Source organism: Paenibacillus ihuae (assembly GCF_001368795.1).
Classification (GTDB): Bacteria; Bacillota; Bacilli; order Paenibacillales; family Paenibacillaceae; genus Paenibacillus_AQ; species Paenibacillus_AQ ihuae.
This window is the reverse complement of record NZ_LN831201.1, coordinates 58,648-75,161: the sequence shown is the minus strand read 5'-3', so window position 1 is coordinate 75,161 and position 16,514 is coordinate 58,648. Positions and strand designations below refer to the sequence as shown.

The following is a 16,514-nucleotide window of genomic DNA, read 5'->3' as shown; positions in this document are numbered from 1 at the left end:
GTGCATGCTCTTTAGAGCATTGTAGAGCTGCTCTTTGTTATCGGCAGCTCCGCGCAACAGCACCTCCAGGAAGCCGTGAATCGAGGTCAGCGGCGTCCGCAGCTCGTGGGAAGCATCAGCAGCGAACCGCCGCATCTGCTCTTTGGCTTCACGTTCATTATGAAAGGAAATTTCCAGACGCTCCAGCATCCCGTTGAAGGATTGGGAGAGCTTGTCAATTTCCATTTGTCCCTGGTCAACGGGAAAACGGACGTCCAGATTACCGGCATCGATACTCTGCGCCGCCTCGCCCATATTGGATAGGGGGACCAGCGTTTTGCGCAGCGCAGGCAAATAGAGGAATAAGCCGGCGAGCAAAGCCACTACCGACAAAGCGCCAAAAATAAGCAGCTGCTGCAGAATTACGTCCTTCAGCGGTCCCGTCCCTACACTCATCTGCAGCAGGATTCTATTGCTGCCGGGTCTTCCCAGATCCATGAAGACAGCAAGATGCTGGCTGCCGTCTGCGGCGGTAATTAGTTTGTATTTTCCAGTCGCTTTAACCGTTGTATGGCTCAGCAGTTCATCGTATTTCTCATTGCTCAGCCGCGGGGCAACAGACTCGGACAGGGTGTCCTGCTGGAGATCCTTAAACGTGCCGTCTGAGCTGTATACAGCAATAGTGGTATGAGCGTCAAGCAGCAGCGGGCGTCCGTTCTCTCCCGACCGCAGATTTCCCGGGTTTCCGCCCGGCAATCCGCCAATATTACCTCCCCCGTTCTCCCCCGGTACGAGCGAGCCTTGGCTGCCTGTCAGACCATTCTGTCCGGAGCTGTTGCCGTCTGCTCCGCTGCTGTACGTACTGCCGGAGGTGGAGGTGTCCGCGTCTGGGGAATTATTCTGCTGTCCTGCGTTGCTTATATTCTCAGCATTTATTCCCGCATTTCGGGAATACAGCGAATAAAAAAAATCACGCGGCACAGAATGCAGCTGAGCTTCCATAGATTCAGCCCTGTTGCTGTAGATGAAATTGCGCATTAGCACATATTGCAGCACTCCGATGAGCAGGAGGAGGGCGGATAGAATAAGCAGTGATGTGGCAAGCAGCTGCTTACGCAGAGAGCGTGGTGCGGAATGTCTGCGGAAGAGGCCAGACAGGCGGGCAATCATAACAGGTCCACCCGGTACCCTGCACCGCGAAGCGTGCGGATAATCCGGTGCTCCTTATCGCCGAGCTTCTCACGGAGGGAACGGATATAGACCTCGACGATGTTTTCTTCGCCTCCGAAATCATAGCCCCATACCTTGTCCAGAATCATCGGCTTGCTCAGCACGAGGCCATGGTTGATTACCAGGTATTGCAGCAGCTCATATTCGGTAGGGGAAAGCTCCAGGACCTCGTCCCTGTGTCGGATCTCTTTGCGTCTGCCGTCAATCCGGAACGATCCGCAGCGGACTTCTCCGAGCAGACCCGGAAACTGATTCCGTAGCCGGGCCTGTATCCGGGCCAGCAGTTCATCGAAGCTGAACGGCTTAACCATATAATCGTCGGCGCCGATGGACAGACCTTTGACGCGGTCATCCACTTCGTCTTTGGCCGTGAGCATGATCACGGCAATTTCCGTTTCTTCTGACCGGAGGTAGCGGCAGACCTCGAATCCGTCCATTCCCGGCATCATCACATCAAGAATAGCGACATGAGGCTTGAAATCCGCAGCAATGGCGATTGCGCTCGCCCCGTCAGGGGCGGTTTTCACTTCAAAGCCTTCGTTGATTAATCCCAGTTCCAGGAACTGGAGTATATGAGGCTCGTCATCAACGAGCAAAAGTCGTACACCTTGGGCAGCTTTCATCATAGTTCCTCCATTTACAGTAAGCGATAGCTACATTATTACACATCAGGTTGAACGTTTGCTGAAGAACTCTTTAAAATCAAAGATTAGAAAATGTCGTTCATGGTTAATCATAATGGTTAATCTATTTATACGGAATATGAATGTCAATATTAAGGAAAATAGTTGGAAATTTAACTTTTTGAGGTTCTAATAAAGGGTTTTGACGGCGGGCCTAGAACAATTTACAATAAGGATACTACCCGGATGTTTTAAACTTTTTAGTCCGGCAACTTGTTCCGATTCCTTTTGTTTTCCCCCGTTTCTTAATCTTATCAAATTTCCTATCAAACACATTTCTTTCATTTGACTTCTTTCTGGTACACTTCTTTCTGGAATTTCGCGTTTGAGTCTGATCTGCAACATATGATTTATTCAACCCATTTGATTACATGCTTCAATACCCATATGTCAAGGAGGCTCTTCCATGAAGAAAAAAGAAATGGTAGCCATGCTATTGGCGGGAGGCCAAGGGAAAAGGTTGAAGGGATTGACGAAATCTCTTGCCAAACCCGCTGTGTATTTTGGAGGAACCTATCGGATTATCGATTTCCCGCTCAGCAATTGCTCCAACTCGGGTATTGATACGGTTGGTGTGCTGACGCAATATGAGCCGCTTGTTCTCCATTCATACATCGGAGTAGGCAGCGACTGGGATTTGAACCGTAAAGATGGCGGTGTGTTCGTGCTGCCGCCGCATGAACGGGAGAACGGAAGCAGCTGGTACCGGGGAACGGCTGATGCGATTTACCGCAATCTCAAATTTGTAGACCAGTTTGATCCGGAGCATGTACTTATCCTGTCCGGGGATCATATTTACAAAATGGACTACAACGCAATGCTGCAATACCACAAAGCAAGAAACGCCGACTGCACCATCTCGGTCATTGATGTTTCGCTGGAGGAAGCAAGCCGCTTTGGTATTCTTAATACGGATGAAGACCTGAAAATTTACGAATTTGATGAAAAGCCCGCCAAGCCGAAGAGCACACTGGCTTCCATGGGTGTATATATTTTCAAATGGGACGTTTTGCGCAAGCATCTGCTGGAAGATGGCGAGAAGGCAAGCTCCTCGCATGACTTCGGCAAAGATATCATTCCTCTGATGCTTGAAGACGGTAACTCCCTGTATGCATATCCTTATGAAGGCTACTGGAGAGATGTTGGTACAGTCACCAGCCTGTGGGAAGCTAATATGGACCTGCTGAGTGACCATCCGCCGCTGAACCTGAATGATCCGAACTGGCGTATTTTTACCCGTAACCCGAATCAGCCGGCGCAATACGTGGCGCCTGAAGCGAAGGTATCGAGCTGCATCATTAATGAGGGCTGCATTGTGCATGGAGAGGTTAAGCATTCGGTGCTGTTTTACGGGGTGGAAGTGGGTGAAGGCAGTGTCATTACCGACTCCGTCATTATGCCTAAGGTGAAGATCGGCAAGAATGTAAGAATTCATAAAGCCATCATTAGTGAAAATACAGTCATCGAGGATTATATGGAGATCGGTATCGAACGGGAGAATGAGGATGAAATTCTGCTGATCGACAATCGCAGCAAGAAACGGAAATCAGTCGCAGCCAAAACCATATAACCAAAAAGGACGGTGACCCGCGATGAAAGAACTTTTGGGCGTAATCAATCTTGACCATGAACTGGACAAATTGAATGAGTTAACTTATTTCCGCTGCGGCGCGGCCGTACCTTTTGCCAGCCGTTACCGGCTGATTGACTTTGTCTTGTCCAATATGATGCGTGCGGATCTGGAGAGTGTCGGGCTGTTTGTCCGCCGCAAATACCGTTCGCTGATGGACCATCTCGGTGACGGCAAGTCCTGGGATATGAACCGCAAGCACGGGGGGCTGTTCATTCTTCCGCCTGACTGGAATGATCCGACGGATACATCGCTCGGAGATTTGCAGCATTACCACAACAACCTGGATTTCTTCAAGCGGGCTTCCGCCAAATATATTGTATTCTCCGGCAGTCAGCATATTAACACCGTCGATCTGCAGGATGTGTTCCAGTATCATTTGGAACAGGGGGCTGATGTCACCCTTGTCTATAAATCGATCGACCAGCTTCAGCCGGAGCATGATCCGTGCCTGCGGCTTGAATTGAATGACGATAACTTCGTTACAGAGATTCATCAGGAGAAACATCATCCGAATGTGTATCTGGATATTTTCATCATGGAGAAGAAATTATTCCTGGAGCAGGTGGAATACTGCATTGCACACGGGGAGAGCTTCTTTTTCCGCGATGTCATTCAGAAGAACAGGGCTAAATTTAAGATTGCAGGCTATGAATATAAAGGTTACCATGCGGTAATCAATTCACTGGAGAGCTATTATAAGAATAGCCTTGAGCTGCTTAAGCAGGAGAATTATCGCGGTTTGTTCCAAGAAAACCCGGTGCAGACGAAGATCAAGTATGAAGCGCCTACCCGCTATCTCGACAGCGCCAAGGTCAGCAATTCTCTGGTCGCTAACGGCTGTATAATTGGCGGAACGGTGGAGAACAGCGTGATTTTTCGCGGTGTGCAGGTGCGAGAAGGTGCGAGAATTATTAATTCTGTCATCATGCAGAAATGTATTATTGAGGAGAATGCCGTGATCGAGAATGTCATCATGGATAAAGATGTGCATTTAAGCAAGGACCGGATTCTCGTCGGGGATAGCAAACGTCCGTTTGTGATCGCCAAGAGCAGCAAAATTTAACCCCAGGATCAGCTGGACTGTGCGCTATAGCAGTCTTGCTGGTCCTGAGTTTCAATAGAGGCCATGTTTCATACAAAATATGCATCTGACAGGAGGAACCTGCTGTTGTTCAACGACAAAGAAACCTTTAAAAAAGTGTTCCGCGAGACACTCATCGGGAAACTGGGCAAGCCGCTGGAAGAAGCATCAAATGGTGACGTGTATAATATCATCGGAAATATGATTCGTGAGAATGCAGGGAAGAACTGGGCAGAAACCAATCAGAAGTATAAGAACAATCAGGACAAACAGGTCTATTATTTCTCCATGGAGTTTCTGATCGGCCGGCTGCTTGGCAATAATTTGCTGAATATGGGTGTGCTTGAGGTTGTGCGCGATGGCCTTGCGGAGCTTGGATTTAATCTGCGGGAGGTGGAAGAGGAAGAATCAGATGCAGGGCTTGGCAATGGCGGCCTTGGCCGGCTGGCTGCCTGCTTCCTGGATTCCCTGGCTTCCCTGCAGTATGCGGGGCATGGCTGCGGCATCCGCTACAAATACGGCTTGTTTGAGCAGAAGATTGTGGACGGCTACCAGGTGGAATTGCCTGACTATTGGCTGCAGAATGATAACGTGTGGGAAGTGCGCCGGGAAGACAAACAGGTGGAAGTCCGGTTCTGGGGACATATTGAAACCCGTGAAGAGAATGGTGAACTGGCATTTGAACACAAGGATTACGAAGCAGTACGCGCGGTCCCTTACGATATTCCGATTATTGGTGCCGACCGCAAGCATGTGAATACCCTCCGCAACTGGAGCGCGGAGTCGATTACACTGGCTTCCCGGATGTCCGGATCGCTGACGGGCTCGGATTATCACAAGTTTCTGGAGTACAAACGCTCGGTGGAATCCATCTCGGAATTCCTGTACCCTGATGATTCGCAGTACGAGGGGAAGCTGCTTCGTCTGAAACAGCAGTATTTCTTATGCAGCGCAGGACTTCAGAGTATTCTGCGGACGTTCAGCAAAACAGGGGTTCCGATTGAATCGCTTCCGGACAAGGTTGCACTGCATATCAATGATACGCACCCTACACTGGTCATTCCCGAGCTGATGCGGATTCTGATGGATGTGCACGGCATAGGCTGGGAGAAGGCCTGGAGCATGACGACAACGATGGTCTCTTACACCAACCATACCATTCTTAGCGAAGCGCTGGAAAAATGGCCGATGGGGATGGTGAAAGAGCTGCTGCCGCGTATTTTCCTCATTATCGAGGAGATCAATGCCCGGTTCTGCGGTGAGCTGATGAGCAAGTATCCCGGGGACCAGGAGCGGATTAACCAGATGGCGATCATTCATGATGATCAGGTCCGCATGGCCCATCTGGCAATTGTAGCGAGCCACAGTGTCAATGGAGTAGCAGCGCTGCACACGGAGATTCTGCAGAAGCGCGAGATGCGGCTGTTTAATGAAATGTACCCGCACCGGTTCAATAACAAAACGAATGGGATTACCCACCGGCGCTGGCTGCTGCATGCCAATCCCGAGCTGGCTGGACTCATCAATGAATCCATCGGTACCCGCTGGATTCATCAGCCGCAGGAGATGATCGGCCTGATCAAGTATTGTGAGGATGCGTCCTTCCAGGAGCAGGTGGCTGCGATCAAACGCCGCAACAAGCTGCGCCTGTCTGATTACATCGCCAAGAAGCATGGGATCCAGGTAGACCCTGATTCGATCTTTGATGTACAGGTTAAACGGCTGCATGCCTACAAGCGCCAGCTGCTGAATATTCTGCATATTATGCACTTGTACAATCAGCTTAAGGATAATCCGTCCATGGATATGGTGCCGCGCACCTTCATTTTCGGGGCTAAGGCAGCACCAAGCTATCATCTGGCCAAGCGGATTATCAAGCTCATTAACACTGTCGCTGATGTCGTCAATAAAGACCCGGATATTAAGGGCAAAATCCGTATCTTTTTCCTGGAGAATTATTCGGTATCCCTGGCAGAGAAGATCATCCCTGCTGCCGATGTGAGCGAACAGATCTCTACGGCCAGCAAAGAAGCTTCCGGGACGGGCAATATGAAGTTTATGATGAACGGCGCGCTGACGATCGGCACTATGGACGGGGCTAATGTGGAAATGCATGAAATGGTCGGGGACAACAATATGTTCCTGTTCGGTCTGCGGGCGGAGCAGGTGCTTGATTACTACCAGTTCGGGGGATATCACTCCCGTGATATCTATAATGGTGACGGGCGCGTCAAAGAAGTGCTGGATCAGCTGGTGACACCGGGGCCGATTTGCTGCAATACCCAGGAATTCGATACGCTGTATCAATCGCTGGTTGACAATAATGATGAGTTCTTCGTGCTCAAGGATTTTGCCGGCTATGTGGAGACACATGTCAAAATCGATCTCGCATACCGCAACCAGAAGGAATGGCTGAAGAAGTCGATCATCAACATTGGCCACTCCGGCAAATTCTCCAGTGATAATACGATCAGCCGCTATGCGACCGAAATATGGAACATCAGGCCGGTTAGGTAATAAGGTAAAGGATCAGCTCAAAAGTAAAGAGGCCGTCACGGACGCAGGGCATTCCTGCATCTGTGACGGCTTTATGTTTTGCGCGGTGCTTACAGTACTTCGGCAACCATAGCCGCGAACCGTTCCAGAAAGCGCCGTTCCTCATCGTCGAAGCGGTGCTTAAGCGGACTGTCAATATCAAGTACGCCAAGCAATTGATCATCCTTTAGGAGGGGGACGACAATCTCACTGTTCGATGCGGCATCGCAGGCGATGTGTCCGGGAAAGGCATGAACATCGTCTACGACAAGCGTACGGCGCTCCTCAGCCGATGTCCCGCAGACCCCGCGGCCCAGCGGAATTCGAATGCATGCGGGCAGTCCCTGAAAAGGTCCGAGCACAAGCTCCTTGCCGTCAAATAAATAGAAACCGGTCCAATTGGTATCCGGTAGAGAGAATTTAAGCAATGCCGATGCATTTGCCAGATTGGCAATAGCATTCGGTTCGCCTTCCATCAGTGCCGCAAGCTGCATCAGCACTGCTTCAAAGCGCTCGCTGCGTGTCCCGTCGTAGGGCATCGCCTGAAACATGAAGCATCACCTTCCTGTACATGGAGTTAGTAATGAAACCTTAACTGTAACTATCAACATAGTACAGCTAGACTCGATACGTCAAGTATTACCGGATTTTTGCAGGAGTCACAATCGATACCGTAACTGGAGCTGAACCGGTGTTTCCGCTTAGGCTTACCAGGGTAATGCTTACTATATCGAAGGCTCTTGGCCGGAAGGAGTGGAATATGCGCGCCGATGTACAGAACTTGTTCATAGGGATTCATATGCTTTATTTTGCACATGAGAGGGACTTGACATTGTCGGAGATGCTGCCGGAACTTGAGAAACTAGGGTACCGGGTAGCAGAACGCGAAGTGAAGCAGGAACTGGAACGGCTCACTCAGGAGAATTTCCTGACTGCCCATGGCGATGCGTTCAGTATCACCGGTACGGGAATCGAGGAATTCAAGGATATTCAGGTGAAGCTGCAGGTGCTGTGCTCCGAGGTGCTTACACCGGCCAAAGCGGCGAAAGCCTCGGGTTAAGTCCGTGTATCGTGCTTCTGCAGTTAGGAAGCTTTAAAACGAAGGGTTGCCCATTTTCCAGGCAATGAACAGCGTCAGCATCAGGGGAGATCGACTGCCCGGTGCAGACGCTTTTTTGTGCGGGAGGGATTAAGAAAATCCTTACCTATGAAGTATACTTATAAAGATGAAAGGGGACGAGGGGATTGTATGTAAGCCGTGGGGTTACACCAACATTAAGCGGAACAAGAATAGAACTGCAGGCGATCGCTGCTGATCATGCAGCGGCGCTGTTTGATATATGGACGCATGCTGCTGTTGCCCCCTGGCTGGACACCCCGCCGCTGGCATCGGTCCGGGATGCGGAGCAGCTGATCGCTCTGCTGCTGCAAATGGCCCGGGAGGAAGAAAGCCTGCGCTGGAGTATTACCCTGCCGGACGGTGAGATTATCGGCAGCTGCGGCTATAACCAATGGCAGCTGCCGGGAGCCTACCGTGGAGAAATCGGCTGCGAGCTGTCTCCATCCTATTGGGGACAAGGTTATATGCGCGAAGCACTGGAACTAGTGCTGAATTTCGGCTTCGGTACGATGGGCCTGAACCGGATTGAAGCATTATGTCATCCGGACAATATCCGGGCACACGGGCTATTCCAGGCATTGAACTTTTCGCAGGAAGGGATGCTGCGTCAGTACCGCCATACCGCTTCCGGTTTTCAGGACGTGAGCCTTTACGCTCTGCTTCATAGTGAGAAGTTATAACTTTTAGAGGCTAAAAGTACTTATATATCATGAAGTCAAAGACGGATCCATAAAGAAAGAAATGGCTGCACGGTCCTGAGCGGATCGTGCAGCCATTTCTTTGTCATCATGAATCAAGCCGGGGAAAGATAGTGAATAGATTCACAACATCTGTTCTGGCTATCCTACTTGCGGGGCAGCGGCGAGAGCTTCTCGGCTTGGAGACCCATCTTCTTCAGCAGAATAATCATCTGTTCTTTCTCATCATCGTTCAGGCCGCTGAAAGCCAGGTGCAGGCGTTCCGAATATTTCGGATACATCTCGCTCATCAGCTGTTCGCCTTCTGCTGTCAGCTCAGCGAAAATAACACGGCGGTCATTCGCGCAAGGTTTGCGCTGCAGGTATCCGCGTTCCTCGAGCTTGTCAATCACGTAAGTAACGTTGCCGCTCTGCAGCAGCAGCTTGGCACCGATCTGCTGAATCGGCTGAGGTCCCTTATAGTAGAGAACCTCCATCACAGCGAAAGCTGTCGGATTGAAGCCTTCAATCTTGCTTCCGGTAACGGCATGCTCGTTGATGCTCTTGAAAGACTTGGCAAAAACCCGGTACAAATGCAGTGTTAATTGAGTATCGCGTTCATAGGATTGTATCATGCTTCTCCACCCTCTATCGTTATCGTTAATCGTGTGGGTTTCCCCGCACATTTTGGAATCATTGCCCGTATGCACGCTTCAGCTATGCAGTAAAACTTAAGATAACCTTACAATACGTTAAACAATGAATGAAGAACATGTGATTTGTCACAATGAGCACACTTTTAATTATTAAAAATCAAACAATTTTTTGACGGTGCTTCAATTCTGCAAAAAAACAATGTCATTTTGGCTATCCGTCTGCAGATTGAGGAGCGTATGAGTCTTTACCGCTGCCGCACTACCCGGCCTTGCAATGCTGGTGCTGCGCAGCGGAATCGAGGACAGGGACAATGCGGGCGGGCCGGACACACAAGTTATGTTTGATGTATCTCAGCCATAGTTCGTATAATGGTAAAAAGCCCGGATTCCATCCGGGACAATGGGTATTCAACATTAGGAGATGGAAAGCGGTATGGAAGAGATAGAAGAGGTGGAGGACGAGCGGGGAATCGTTTTAGAGGTATTCATTGATGAGGCTGGTTACGAAGCGGGGGATAAGCGGATATCAGGAATATCCTTTCAAGTACGTCAGGGTGAACTGCTGGGACTGATTGGCCCGAACGGAGCCGGCAAAAGCACGACGATTAAGACGCTGCTCGGTCTGCTCAAGCATGCTAAAGCTAAGGTGACGATTGGCGGAGAGAACAAATCCTACGCCTACGTGCCGGAACAGCCGGTGTTTTATGAGGATCTGACACTCTGGGAGCATCTCGATTTGGCGGCTGCGGCGTATGGACTGCCCTATGACAAGTTCGAGGCAACCGCAGAGAAGCTTCTGGTGCAATTCGGGATGGACAATGTGCGCGATGACCTGCCGGCAGGCTTCTCCAAGGGCATGAAGCAAAAGATGATGCTGATGCTCGGTTTTCTGGTCCAGCCCGATGTGTACATCGTGGACGAGCCGTTTATCGGACTTGACCCCCGGGCCACGAAGGATTTCCTGCGGCTGCTGGAGGCGGAGCGCCAGCGCGGTGCAGGCGTACTTATGTCTACGCATGTGCTGGATACCGCTGAGAAAATCTGCGACAGCTTCGTGCTGATTTCCGGAGGAAGAATGACTGCAACAGGCACACTCGAGGAGATCCGCGACAGTGCTGATTTGCCGGAGGGGTCGTTGTTTGATTGCTTCGACGAATTAACATGAGCGGACGGGATGATGCGGTAATAAACAGCAATTCTCCGAAAAGCAGATCGGCATACGCGTTTCCTACAGGTCCGCGTTTGTTCCGGCGGCGGCTGTTCTCGCATTGGCGCGAGCAATCCGCGATTATCCGGACTGCAGCCGACTGGACAGTGCTGCTCTATATCGTTATCCCCGGCGGCCTGCTGGGCGGACGCTTCTATTACGGATTCTGGAAAGGGGACATGCCTGCCTGGACATCGTTTCTCCCCTTCACGATGATTCCACTGCTGTTTGCTATACTGCTTGTAACCGGGGGAATGGTGCTGCTGCTGCAGGAAGGCGATTTGTTGTTCCTCAGACAGCGGCAGAACTGGATCAATAGTATCCTGCTCAGGGGAATAATCTATAGTCTTATCGTTACCACACTGAAAATTGCTGCTGTCTTTGCCATTCTGCTGCCCTTTATCATCCGCGGCTACGGGCTAAGCCCGGGAGCAGCCGGGTCGCTGCTGCTGCTTACTGTAACCGCCGGCTGGAGTGTGAAGCTGCTGGGGCATGTCGTCAAGGTACAGCGCCAGGGCTTCCGCCGCTGGCTGTGGCTTATTCCAGCAGTCACTGTGCCCTCAGGAATCTACGTCCGGCTGGCTATCCTCTGGGAGAACAGGCCGCTAATGCTGCTGGCTGCCGCAGCCGTTTACGCGGCGGTGACCGTCTGGGCGGTCCGTTACCGCCTCCAGCTGCGCGGGACCTTTCTCAGCGATGTGCGCGAAGACTATAAGCAGCGGATGAGAATTGCCGGGCTCTTGCTGCGGGGTGTCCTGGATAAGCCGCGTCCCACCAGATACAAACCCTGGATCTTCCGCAAATCGCAGCCGCTGCTGTCCTCGATACTGCCGGAGAGCCGCTTCGCGGCGGCGGGAATTAAGGCGCTTGTACGCAACCCGGCGCATTTGAAGCTGTATTTCGCTTTCACAGGTGTGTCCATGGGGGCATATTTATTGCTCCGGCCATTCTGAAGTGGGGCCTGCTCGTGGTGTTGGCTTTATTAATGTCCTACTGGCTGAGCTCCTTCTGGCTGCTCTTTGCCGGCGATGACTATATCGGCATCCTGCCGTTTACCAAGTCACAAAAGGCTGAAGCCGGCTCAAAGGCGATTAAAATCCTGATCATTCCATATACAGTGGTGTGTTCAGCAGTGGTGTGTATCCCTTTGTATGGATGGTTGGGACTGCTGCTGTTTGTACCTTTGGGCTATGGTCTGGGAGTATTCATTTCACGTATATTCACTACCATCCGCCTGACAGAGCATTAAGCCGTATAATCCAAAAAGCGTTGCTTGCGATCTTGCGCAAGCAACGCTTTTTTTGAAATATAAGAGAGGCAGTCAAGCCTAAACGTCTACAAATGACCGGCAGCGTGCTTGCCTGCTGTATAGCCTGTGGAGAAGGCTGCGGTAATGTTGTAGCCGCCGGTATATCCGTGGATATCCAGCACTTCCCCGCAGAAGTAGAGGCCTTGGGTAAGCTTCGATTCCATTGTCTTTGGATCGATTTCTTTCAGGTTGACGCCTCCGCCAGTCACAAAGGCCTCAGCCAGGGAACGGGTGCCGTGCGCAATAACGGGCATCCGCTTCAGCAGGGCTGCTAGAGACTGTAGTCCGCTTTTGGGCAGATGATGGCCGGTAAGATCCCCGTCCAGCCCGGCTTTGGCCAGCAGAAGCGGAATCAGGCGCTCGGGGAGCAGGCCCTTCAGCGAGTTGCGGATCGCTTTTTTGGGCTCCAGCTCGAGTTTGTGCAGCAGCTGTGATTCCACTTCCTGCGGCTGATGATCGGGAAACAGGTCAATGGACAACTCCACGGCATCTGTTCCTGTCTTTCGCTGGACCTGGCGCAGAAACTGGCTGCAGCGCAGAGCAATCGGTCCGGACAGCCCAAAATGGGTGAAGATCATATCCCCGCGGTGGGAGATGAGCTTTTTGCCTTTTGCATTCCAGACGGAAAGTGTCACATCGCGCAGGGACAGTCCCTGCAGATCGCCTGACTTGATCCATTCCTCGCGTGAAACGATGGGTACTTCCGTCGGGAAGAGCTCCGTGATCGTGTGTCCCGCTGCCTCAGCCCACGGATAGCCGTCTCCAGTGGAGCCTGTCTGCGGTACGGATTTACCGCCGGTGGCAATAATCACGGCCCCAGCGCCGAAGGCTTGTCCTGATTCCAGCCGTACACCCTGGACTGCGCCTTCCGCATAGAGTACTTCCCGCACCGGGCTATTGGTCATAATCTGCACACCGAGACTCCGGACCTTGCCAATGAGTGCAGAGACGACGCTTGAGGCTTTGTCGGATACAGGGAACACCCGTCCGTTGTCCTCTTCCTTAAGGGCGATCCCCAGATTCTCAAAAAACTCTATAATATCATGGTTATTAAAATGATCGAATGCGCTGTACAAAAACCGGCCGTTGCCGGGGATATGGGCGATCAGCTCTGCGGTTTCTTTAACATTGGTGACGTTGCAGCGCCCGCCGCCCGAGATTCCCAGCTTCCGGCCAAGCTTGCCCCCTTTGTCAATCAGCAGCACGGAGGCGCCGTGCTCTGCTGCGGCTACACTGGCCATCAGCCCGGAGGGGCCGCCTCCAATGACGATCACATCATAGTTGCTCATGAATCTTCTCCTTTATATGCATCAGGTTTTGCGGATTTCTATCTCTGCTAACGGCATCATACCACCTACGGCGGGGCGTATCCAGAGCAGCTGCCCCGGTATACAGTTATCGTTGTCAGAAATGTCTGGCTGTGCTTTAATCTTAATGGAAAGGGTAATTTGTCAAACTCAGGGAGTGATTGCAATTATTAATGCGGTAAAGGATATCATATTGCAAATATCGGCAGCCTGCTCCTTTTTATTTCTGTTTCACTGGTGGCTGGATAAAGGCCAGATAGCCCGCAGAAACCGGCGGTTTCCCGATGATCAGGCATTTTTGATGATCGGCTGTGCGCTTAGTATTACCTTCAGTACCATTCTTTCAACGACATTAGTCGGAGAAGTTTATTTGAATTTGGCTATTTTACCGGCCTACATTGGTATCCTATATGGCAGCAGCCGTTCAGGTTTATGCCTGGCCGGCTTTTTTTTGCTGAACACCGCTTTGTTCTCGGAGCCGTCCGGACTCAGCAATATGGTCATTAATTCAAATATCCTGATGTATCCGCTGCTCTTCGGCTTAGCGAGACTATTTAAAGAAGTTAAGCTTATAGAGAAAATAATTATACTGTGGGTTGTGCTGTTCCCGAGTATGCTATTCATTATCCTGGTTCCCAAGATGAAGGGGGTTCATGCATTTGAGACCTATTCACCCGAATCCATTCTGGTTACGCTTTACCTGTTCACTACGCTTCTGCTCGGCGGTCTTCTGGTCTACTCTATCGAAACCGCTTGGGATAAAGTTCAGATTAAGGAAAAAATGAAAGGAATCTCTGAGAGATTCATGTGGGAATCGAAGAAGCTGGAGCAGGTTACTGATATCGTACAGCTGAATATAATGTCAATGAACGAACAGGGTTATGTAACAGAACTTAATGAATTTATGCTGAAGCTGGTCCGCCGGCATTATCCCGATTTCACTAGAGAGATGATTCTTTCCCGGCCGGCTGCGGTGTTATTCAGGGACAGCGTGGACAAGCAGACCTTTGTACAGCTTCAGGGAATCTTCTATAACAAACAGCGCTCCAATGCCAAAATTAAGTGCGGCAGCTATACATATCAAATCTACACCGCCCCGCTCCAGCAAGGTACCGAACCTCCGGACGGAGTAGTAATAATTGTTCAGGACGTGACGGAGGAAGAGAAAATCCGCATCGAGCTGGACCATGTGGAGCGTCTGACCCTGGTGGGGCAGATGGCAGCGGGTATCACCCATGAAATCCGCAATCCCATGGCGGTGGTGCGCGGGTTTTTACAGCTCATGAGAGAAAAAAGCCCCGAGGAGCTTGATTCGTATTATCAGATCGTAATGGATGAGCTGGACCGGGCCAATGGAATTATTAATGATTTTCTTTCACTGGCCCAAAGCCGGATCTCAGATAAAGAAGAGGTGCAGCTGCATCTTATAATAGAAGAACTTGGTCCTCTCATCTGGGCGGATGCCAATCTGCGCGGCCAGAGTGTTGAGCTAAGCTTAAGCCCTTCGCTGCCGCTGCTTAAGCTGAATGTCAGGGAAATCAAGCAGCTGATCCTGAATTTGGCCCGCAACGGAATGGAAGCGATGGATGCCAAGGGAGTACTCACACTGGAGACACAATTGAATGGCAATAAGGTTGAACTGATGATTATGGATACAGGAAGCGGTATTCCGCAAGATAAACTCGGGAATCTATTTATACCTTTTTTCACAACTAAAAATCATGGTACGGGCCTTGGCCTGCCTCTGTGCTTAAGTATTGCCGAGCGCCATAACGGGACAATAAAGGTAGATTCGGTGCCTGGCAGAGGTACAGTTTTTACAGTTGCATTTCCATTTGAAGCGGAAGTGAGTCCGGCCGGGCAGTGATGTGGACTTAGCCGGCATTCCTTGCTTTCACAGGGTATGTATGTATAATAAAGTTAGTAAGTGCTGCGGTAATGCAGCCTGACCAAAACACTTTGTAAGGCAAAGGAGAGTGCAGAAGAATGTCCATGTCATTTAATCAATATATGCGGGATTCTATTCAGCCTATGCGTAATGACCTGACTAGTATCGGGTTTCAGGAGTTGTTGACTCCAGAAGAGGTGGAAGCCACTCTTCCAACCGCAAAAGGAACGTCGCTTGTTGTTGTCAATTCTGTCTGCGGCTGTGCAGCCGGCCAGTGCCGTCCCGGTGTAGCCCAAGCTTTGCAGAATGAAATTTTGCCGGATCACCTGTTCACTGTGTTCGCGGGCCAGGAGAAGGAAGCCACTGCCAAAGCACGTGAATACTTCGCTCCATATCCGCCGTCTTCGCCTTCCATCGCTTTGATGAAGGACGGGGAACTCGTTCATTTTATTGAGCGTCATGGTGTTGAAGACCGTTCGGCGGCTGAAATCGCTGCTGAATTAAAAGAAGTGTTTAATCGTCTGTGCCAGTAAATAATGAGTAATTTGACGTGATCTCGCGGCGGCCGGCAGTCCGGCTGCTTGCGGGATTTTTTTCGAGATATAGCATATGTGTTCAGAAACGGGGGATGGTTGTGAGCCTGCAAGAAGAGATTATTGCTGCCTTGGGCGTAAAGCCGGCCATTAATGTGGAAGCGGAGACTGAGCGGCGTGTGGATTTCCTGAAAGCCTATGTACGGCAGGCTGGTGCAAAAGGACTGCTGATCGCGATCAGCGGCGGTGTAGACAGCGCGGTGGCTGCAGGATTGTGCAAACGGGCGACAGACGAGCTGACGGCCGAGGAAGGCAAAGAATATATTACACTCGGTGTTTTCCAGCCTTACGGGGAACAGGAGGATATTGGGCACAGCTATGCGGTGGCTGAAGCTTTTGGGCTGACCCACAAGGTAGAGACCAATATTGAGGAAGCCGTGAACGAGATCGCTCTGGAAGTAGAGCACAGCCTGAAGGCGCTGGGACAGCACCGCCATATTACGCATCAGGGCAAAGGCAATGTGAAGGCGAGAACTCGTATGGTGATGCAGTATGCGCTCGCTTTTGAGAATAATCTGCTGGTGGTAGGAACCGATCATGCTTCCGAAGCTATTACCGGATTCTATACCAAATGGGGCGATGGTGCAGTTGATATTACCCCGCTGAGTTCCCTTAA

16 protein-coding genes are annotated in these 16,514 nt (G+C 50.8%); 11 read left to right on the top strand and 5 right to left on the bottom strand.

Annotation, left to right across the window (positions count from 1 at the left end):
- Both AQR02_RS24700 and AQR02_RS24695 read right to left on the bottom strand, forming a co-directional pair.
- A partial coding sequence (locus AQR02_RS24700; RefSeq protein WP_245237722.1) for a HAMP domain-containing protein occupies positions 1-1,149 on the bottom strand: 1,149 nt, incomplete at its 3' end.
- A complete protein-coding gene (locus tag AQR02_RS24695) occupies positions 1,146-1,832 on the bottom strand; it encodes a response regulator transcription factor (RefSeq protein ID WP_054943058.1) in 687 nt (228 codons plus the stop codon). The genes AQR02_RS24700 and AQR02_RS24695, both read right to left, overlap by 4 nt.
- Positions 1,833-2,298: 466 nt before the next feature.
- Between AQR02_RS24695 and AQR02_RS24690 the strand changes: the two genes are divergently transcribed.
- The 3 genes from AQR02_RS24690 to AQR02_RS24680 all read left to right on the top strand — a co-directional run bounded on the left by AQR02_RS24690 (position 2,299) and on the right by AQR02_RS24680 (position 7,123).
- Entirely contained in the window at positions 2,299-3,462 is a 1,164-nt protein-coding gene (locus AQR02_RS24690) for a glucose-1-phosphate adenylyltransferase (protein ID WP_054943057.1), read from the top strand.
- Positions 3,463-3,484: 22 nt separating this feature from the next.
- The gene (gene glgD / locus AQR02_RS24685; RefSeq protein WP_054943056.1) at positions 3,485-4,588 is read left to right on the top strand and encodes a glucose-1-phosphate adenylyltransferase subunit GlgD; all 1,104 of its coding nucleotides are present in this window, start codon (positions 3,485-3,487) and stop codon (positions 4,586-4,588) included.
- 105 nt (positions 4,589-4,693) lie between these two features.
- The gene (locus tag AQR02_RS24680; protein ID WP_054943055.1) at positions 4,694-7,123 is read left to right on the top strand and encodes a glycogen/starch/alpha-glucan phosphorylase; all 2,430 of its coding nucleotides are present in this window, start codon (positions 4,694-4,696) and stop codon (positions 7,121-7,123) included.
- An 89-nt stretch (positions 7,124-7,212) separates the two neighbouring features.
- Here the strand turns inward: AQR02_RS24680 and AQR02_RS24675 are convergent, their stop codons facing one another.
- Entirely contained in the window at positions 7,213-7,692 is a 480-nt protein-coding gene (locus AQR02_RS24675) for a GAF domain-containing protein (RefSeq protein ID WP_054943054.1), read from the bottom strand.
- Between the two features lie 209 nt (positions 7,693-7,901).
- On the opposite strand from AQR02_RS24675, the gene AQR02_RS24670 reads away from it, so the two are divergent.
- Both AQR02_RS24670 and AQR02_RS24665 read left to right on the top strand, forming a co-directional pair.
- Complete coding sequence (locus tag AQR02_RS24670) at positions 7,902-8,201, top strand: hypothetical protein (RefSeq protein WP_054943053.1); 300 nt, start codon at positions 7,902-7,904, stop codon at positions 8,199-8,201.
- Between the two features lie 185 nt (positions 8,202-8,386).
- Entirely contained in the window at positions 8,387-8,941 is a 555-nt protein-coding gene (locus AQR02_RS24665; RefSeq protein ID WP_054943052.1) for a GNAT family N-acetyltransferase, read from the top strand.
- A 164-nt stretch (positions 8,942-9,105) separates the two neighbouring features.
- On the opposite strand, the gene AQR02_RS24660 is transcribed toward AQR02_RS24665, so the two are convergent.
- A complete protein-coding gene (locus AQR02_RS24660) occupies positions 9,106-9,573 on the bottom strand; it encodes a MarR family winged helix-turn-helix transcriptional regulator (protein WP_054943051.1) in 468 nt (155 codons plus the stop codon).
- A 454-nt stretch (positions 9,574-10,027) separates the two neighbouring features.
- On the opposite strand from AQR02_RS24660, the gene AQR02_RS24655 reads away from it, so the two are divergent.
- Genes AQR02_RS24655 through AQR02_RS24645 form a run of 3 tightly spaced genes read left to right on the top strand, consistent with a single transcriptional unit; the run spans position 10,028 to position 12,050 of the window.
- On the top strand, positions 10,028-10,759 hold the full coding sequence (locus tag AQR02_RS24655) for an ABC transporter ATP-binding protein (RefSeq protein WP_054943050.1): 732 nt from the start codon (positions 10,028-10,030) through the stop codon (positions 10,757-10,759).
- Entirely contained in the window at positions 10,738-11,754 is a 1,017-nt protein-coding gene (locus tag AQR02_RS24650; RefSeq protein WP_148449204.1) for an ABC transporter permease, read from the top strand. The genes AQR02_RS24655 and AQR02_RS24650 overlap by 22 nt, the downstream gene beginning before the upstream one ends.
- A 32-nt stretch (positions 11,755-11,786) precedes the next feature.
- Positions 11,787-12,050: an ABC transporter permease gene (locus AQR02_RS24645; RefSeq protein ID WP_054943048.1), complete on the top strand. Its 264-nt coding sequence runs from the start codon at positions 11,787-11,789 to the stop codon at positions 12,048-12,050.
- Positions 12,051-12,136: 86 nt separating this feature from the next.
- On the opposite strand, the gene AQR02_RS24640 is transcribed toward AQR02_RS24645, so the two are convergent.
- Positions 12,137-13,399 (bottom strand): BaiN/RdsA family NAD(P)/FAD-dependent oxidoreductase, encoded by a 1,263-nt coding sequence (locus AQR02_RS24640; protein ID WP_054943047.1) that lies wholly within the window; start codon positions 13,397-13,399, stop codon positions 12,137-12,139.
- Positions 13,400-13,574: 175 nt separating this feature from the next.
- Between AQR02_RS24640 and AQR02_RS24635 the strand changes: the two genes are divergently transcribed.
- From AQR02_RS24635 to nadE, 3 genes are all read left to right on the top strand, one after another.
- Positions 13,575-15,284, top strand: coding sequence for a two-component system sensor histidine kinase NtrB (locus AQR02_RS24635; protein ID WP_054943046.1), 1,710 nt, complete (start codon positions 13,575-13,577; stop codon positions 15,282-15,284).
- Between the two features lie 119 nt (positions 15,285-15,403).
- Positions 15,404-15,838 carry a BrxA/BrxB family bacilliredoxin gene (locus tag AQR02_RS24630; protein ID WP_054943045.1) on the top strand — a complete coding sequence of 145 codons (435 nt, stop codon included), beginning with the start codon at positions 15,404-15,406 and terminating at the stop codon, positions 15,836-15,838.
- A 101-nt stretch (positions 15,839-15,939) separates the two neighbouring features.
- Positions 15,940-16,514 (top strand): NAD(+) synthase (nadE, locus tag AQR02_RS24625; protein WP_054943044.1); only part of this gene is annotated, 575 nt, incomplete at its 3' end.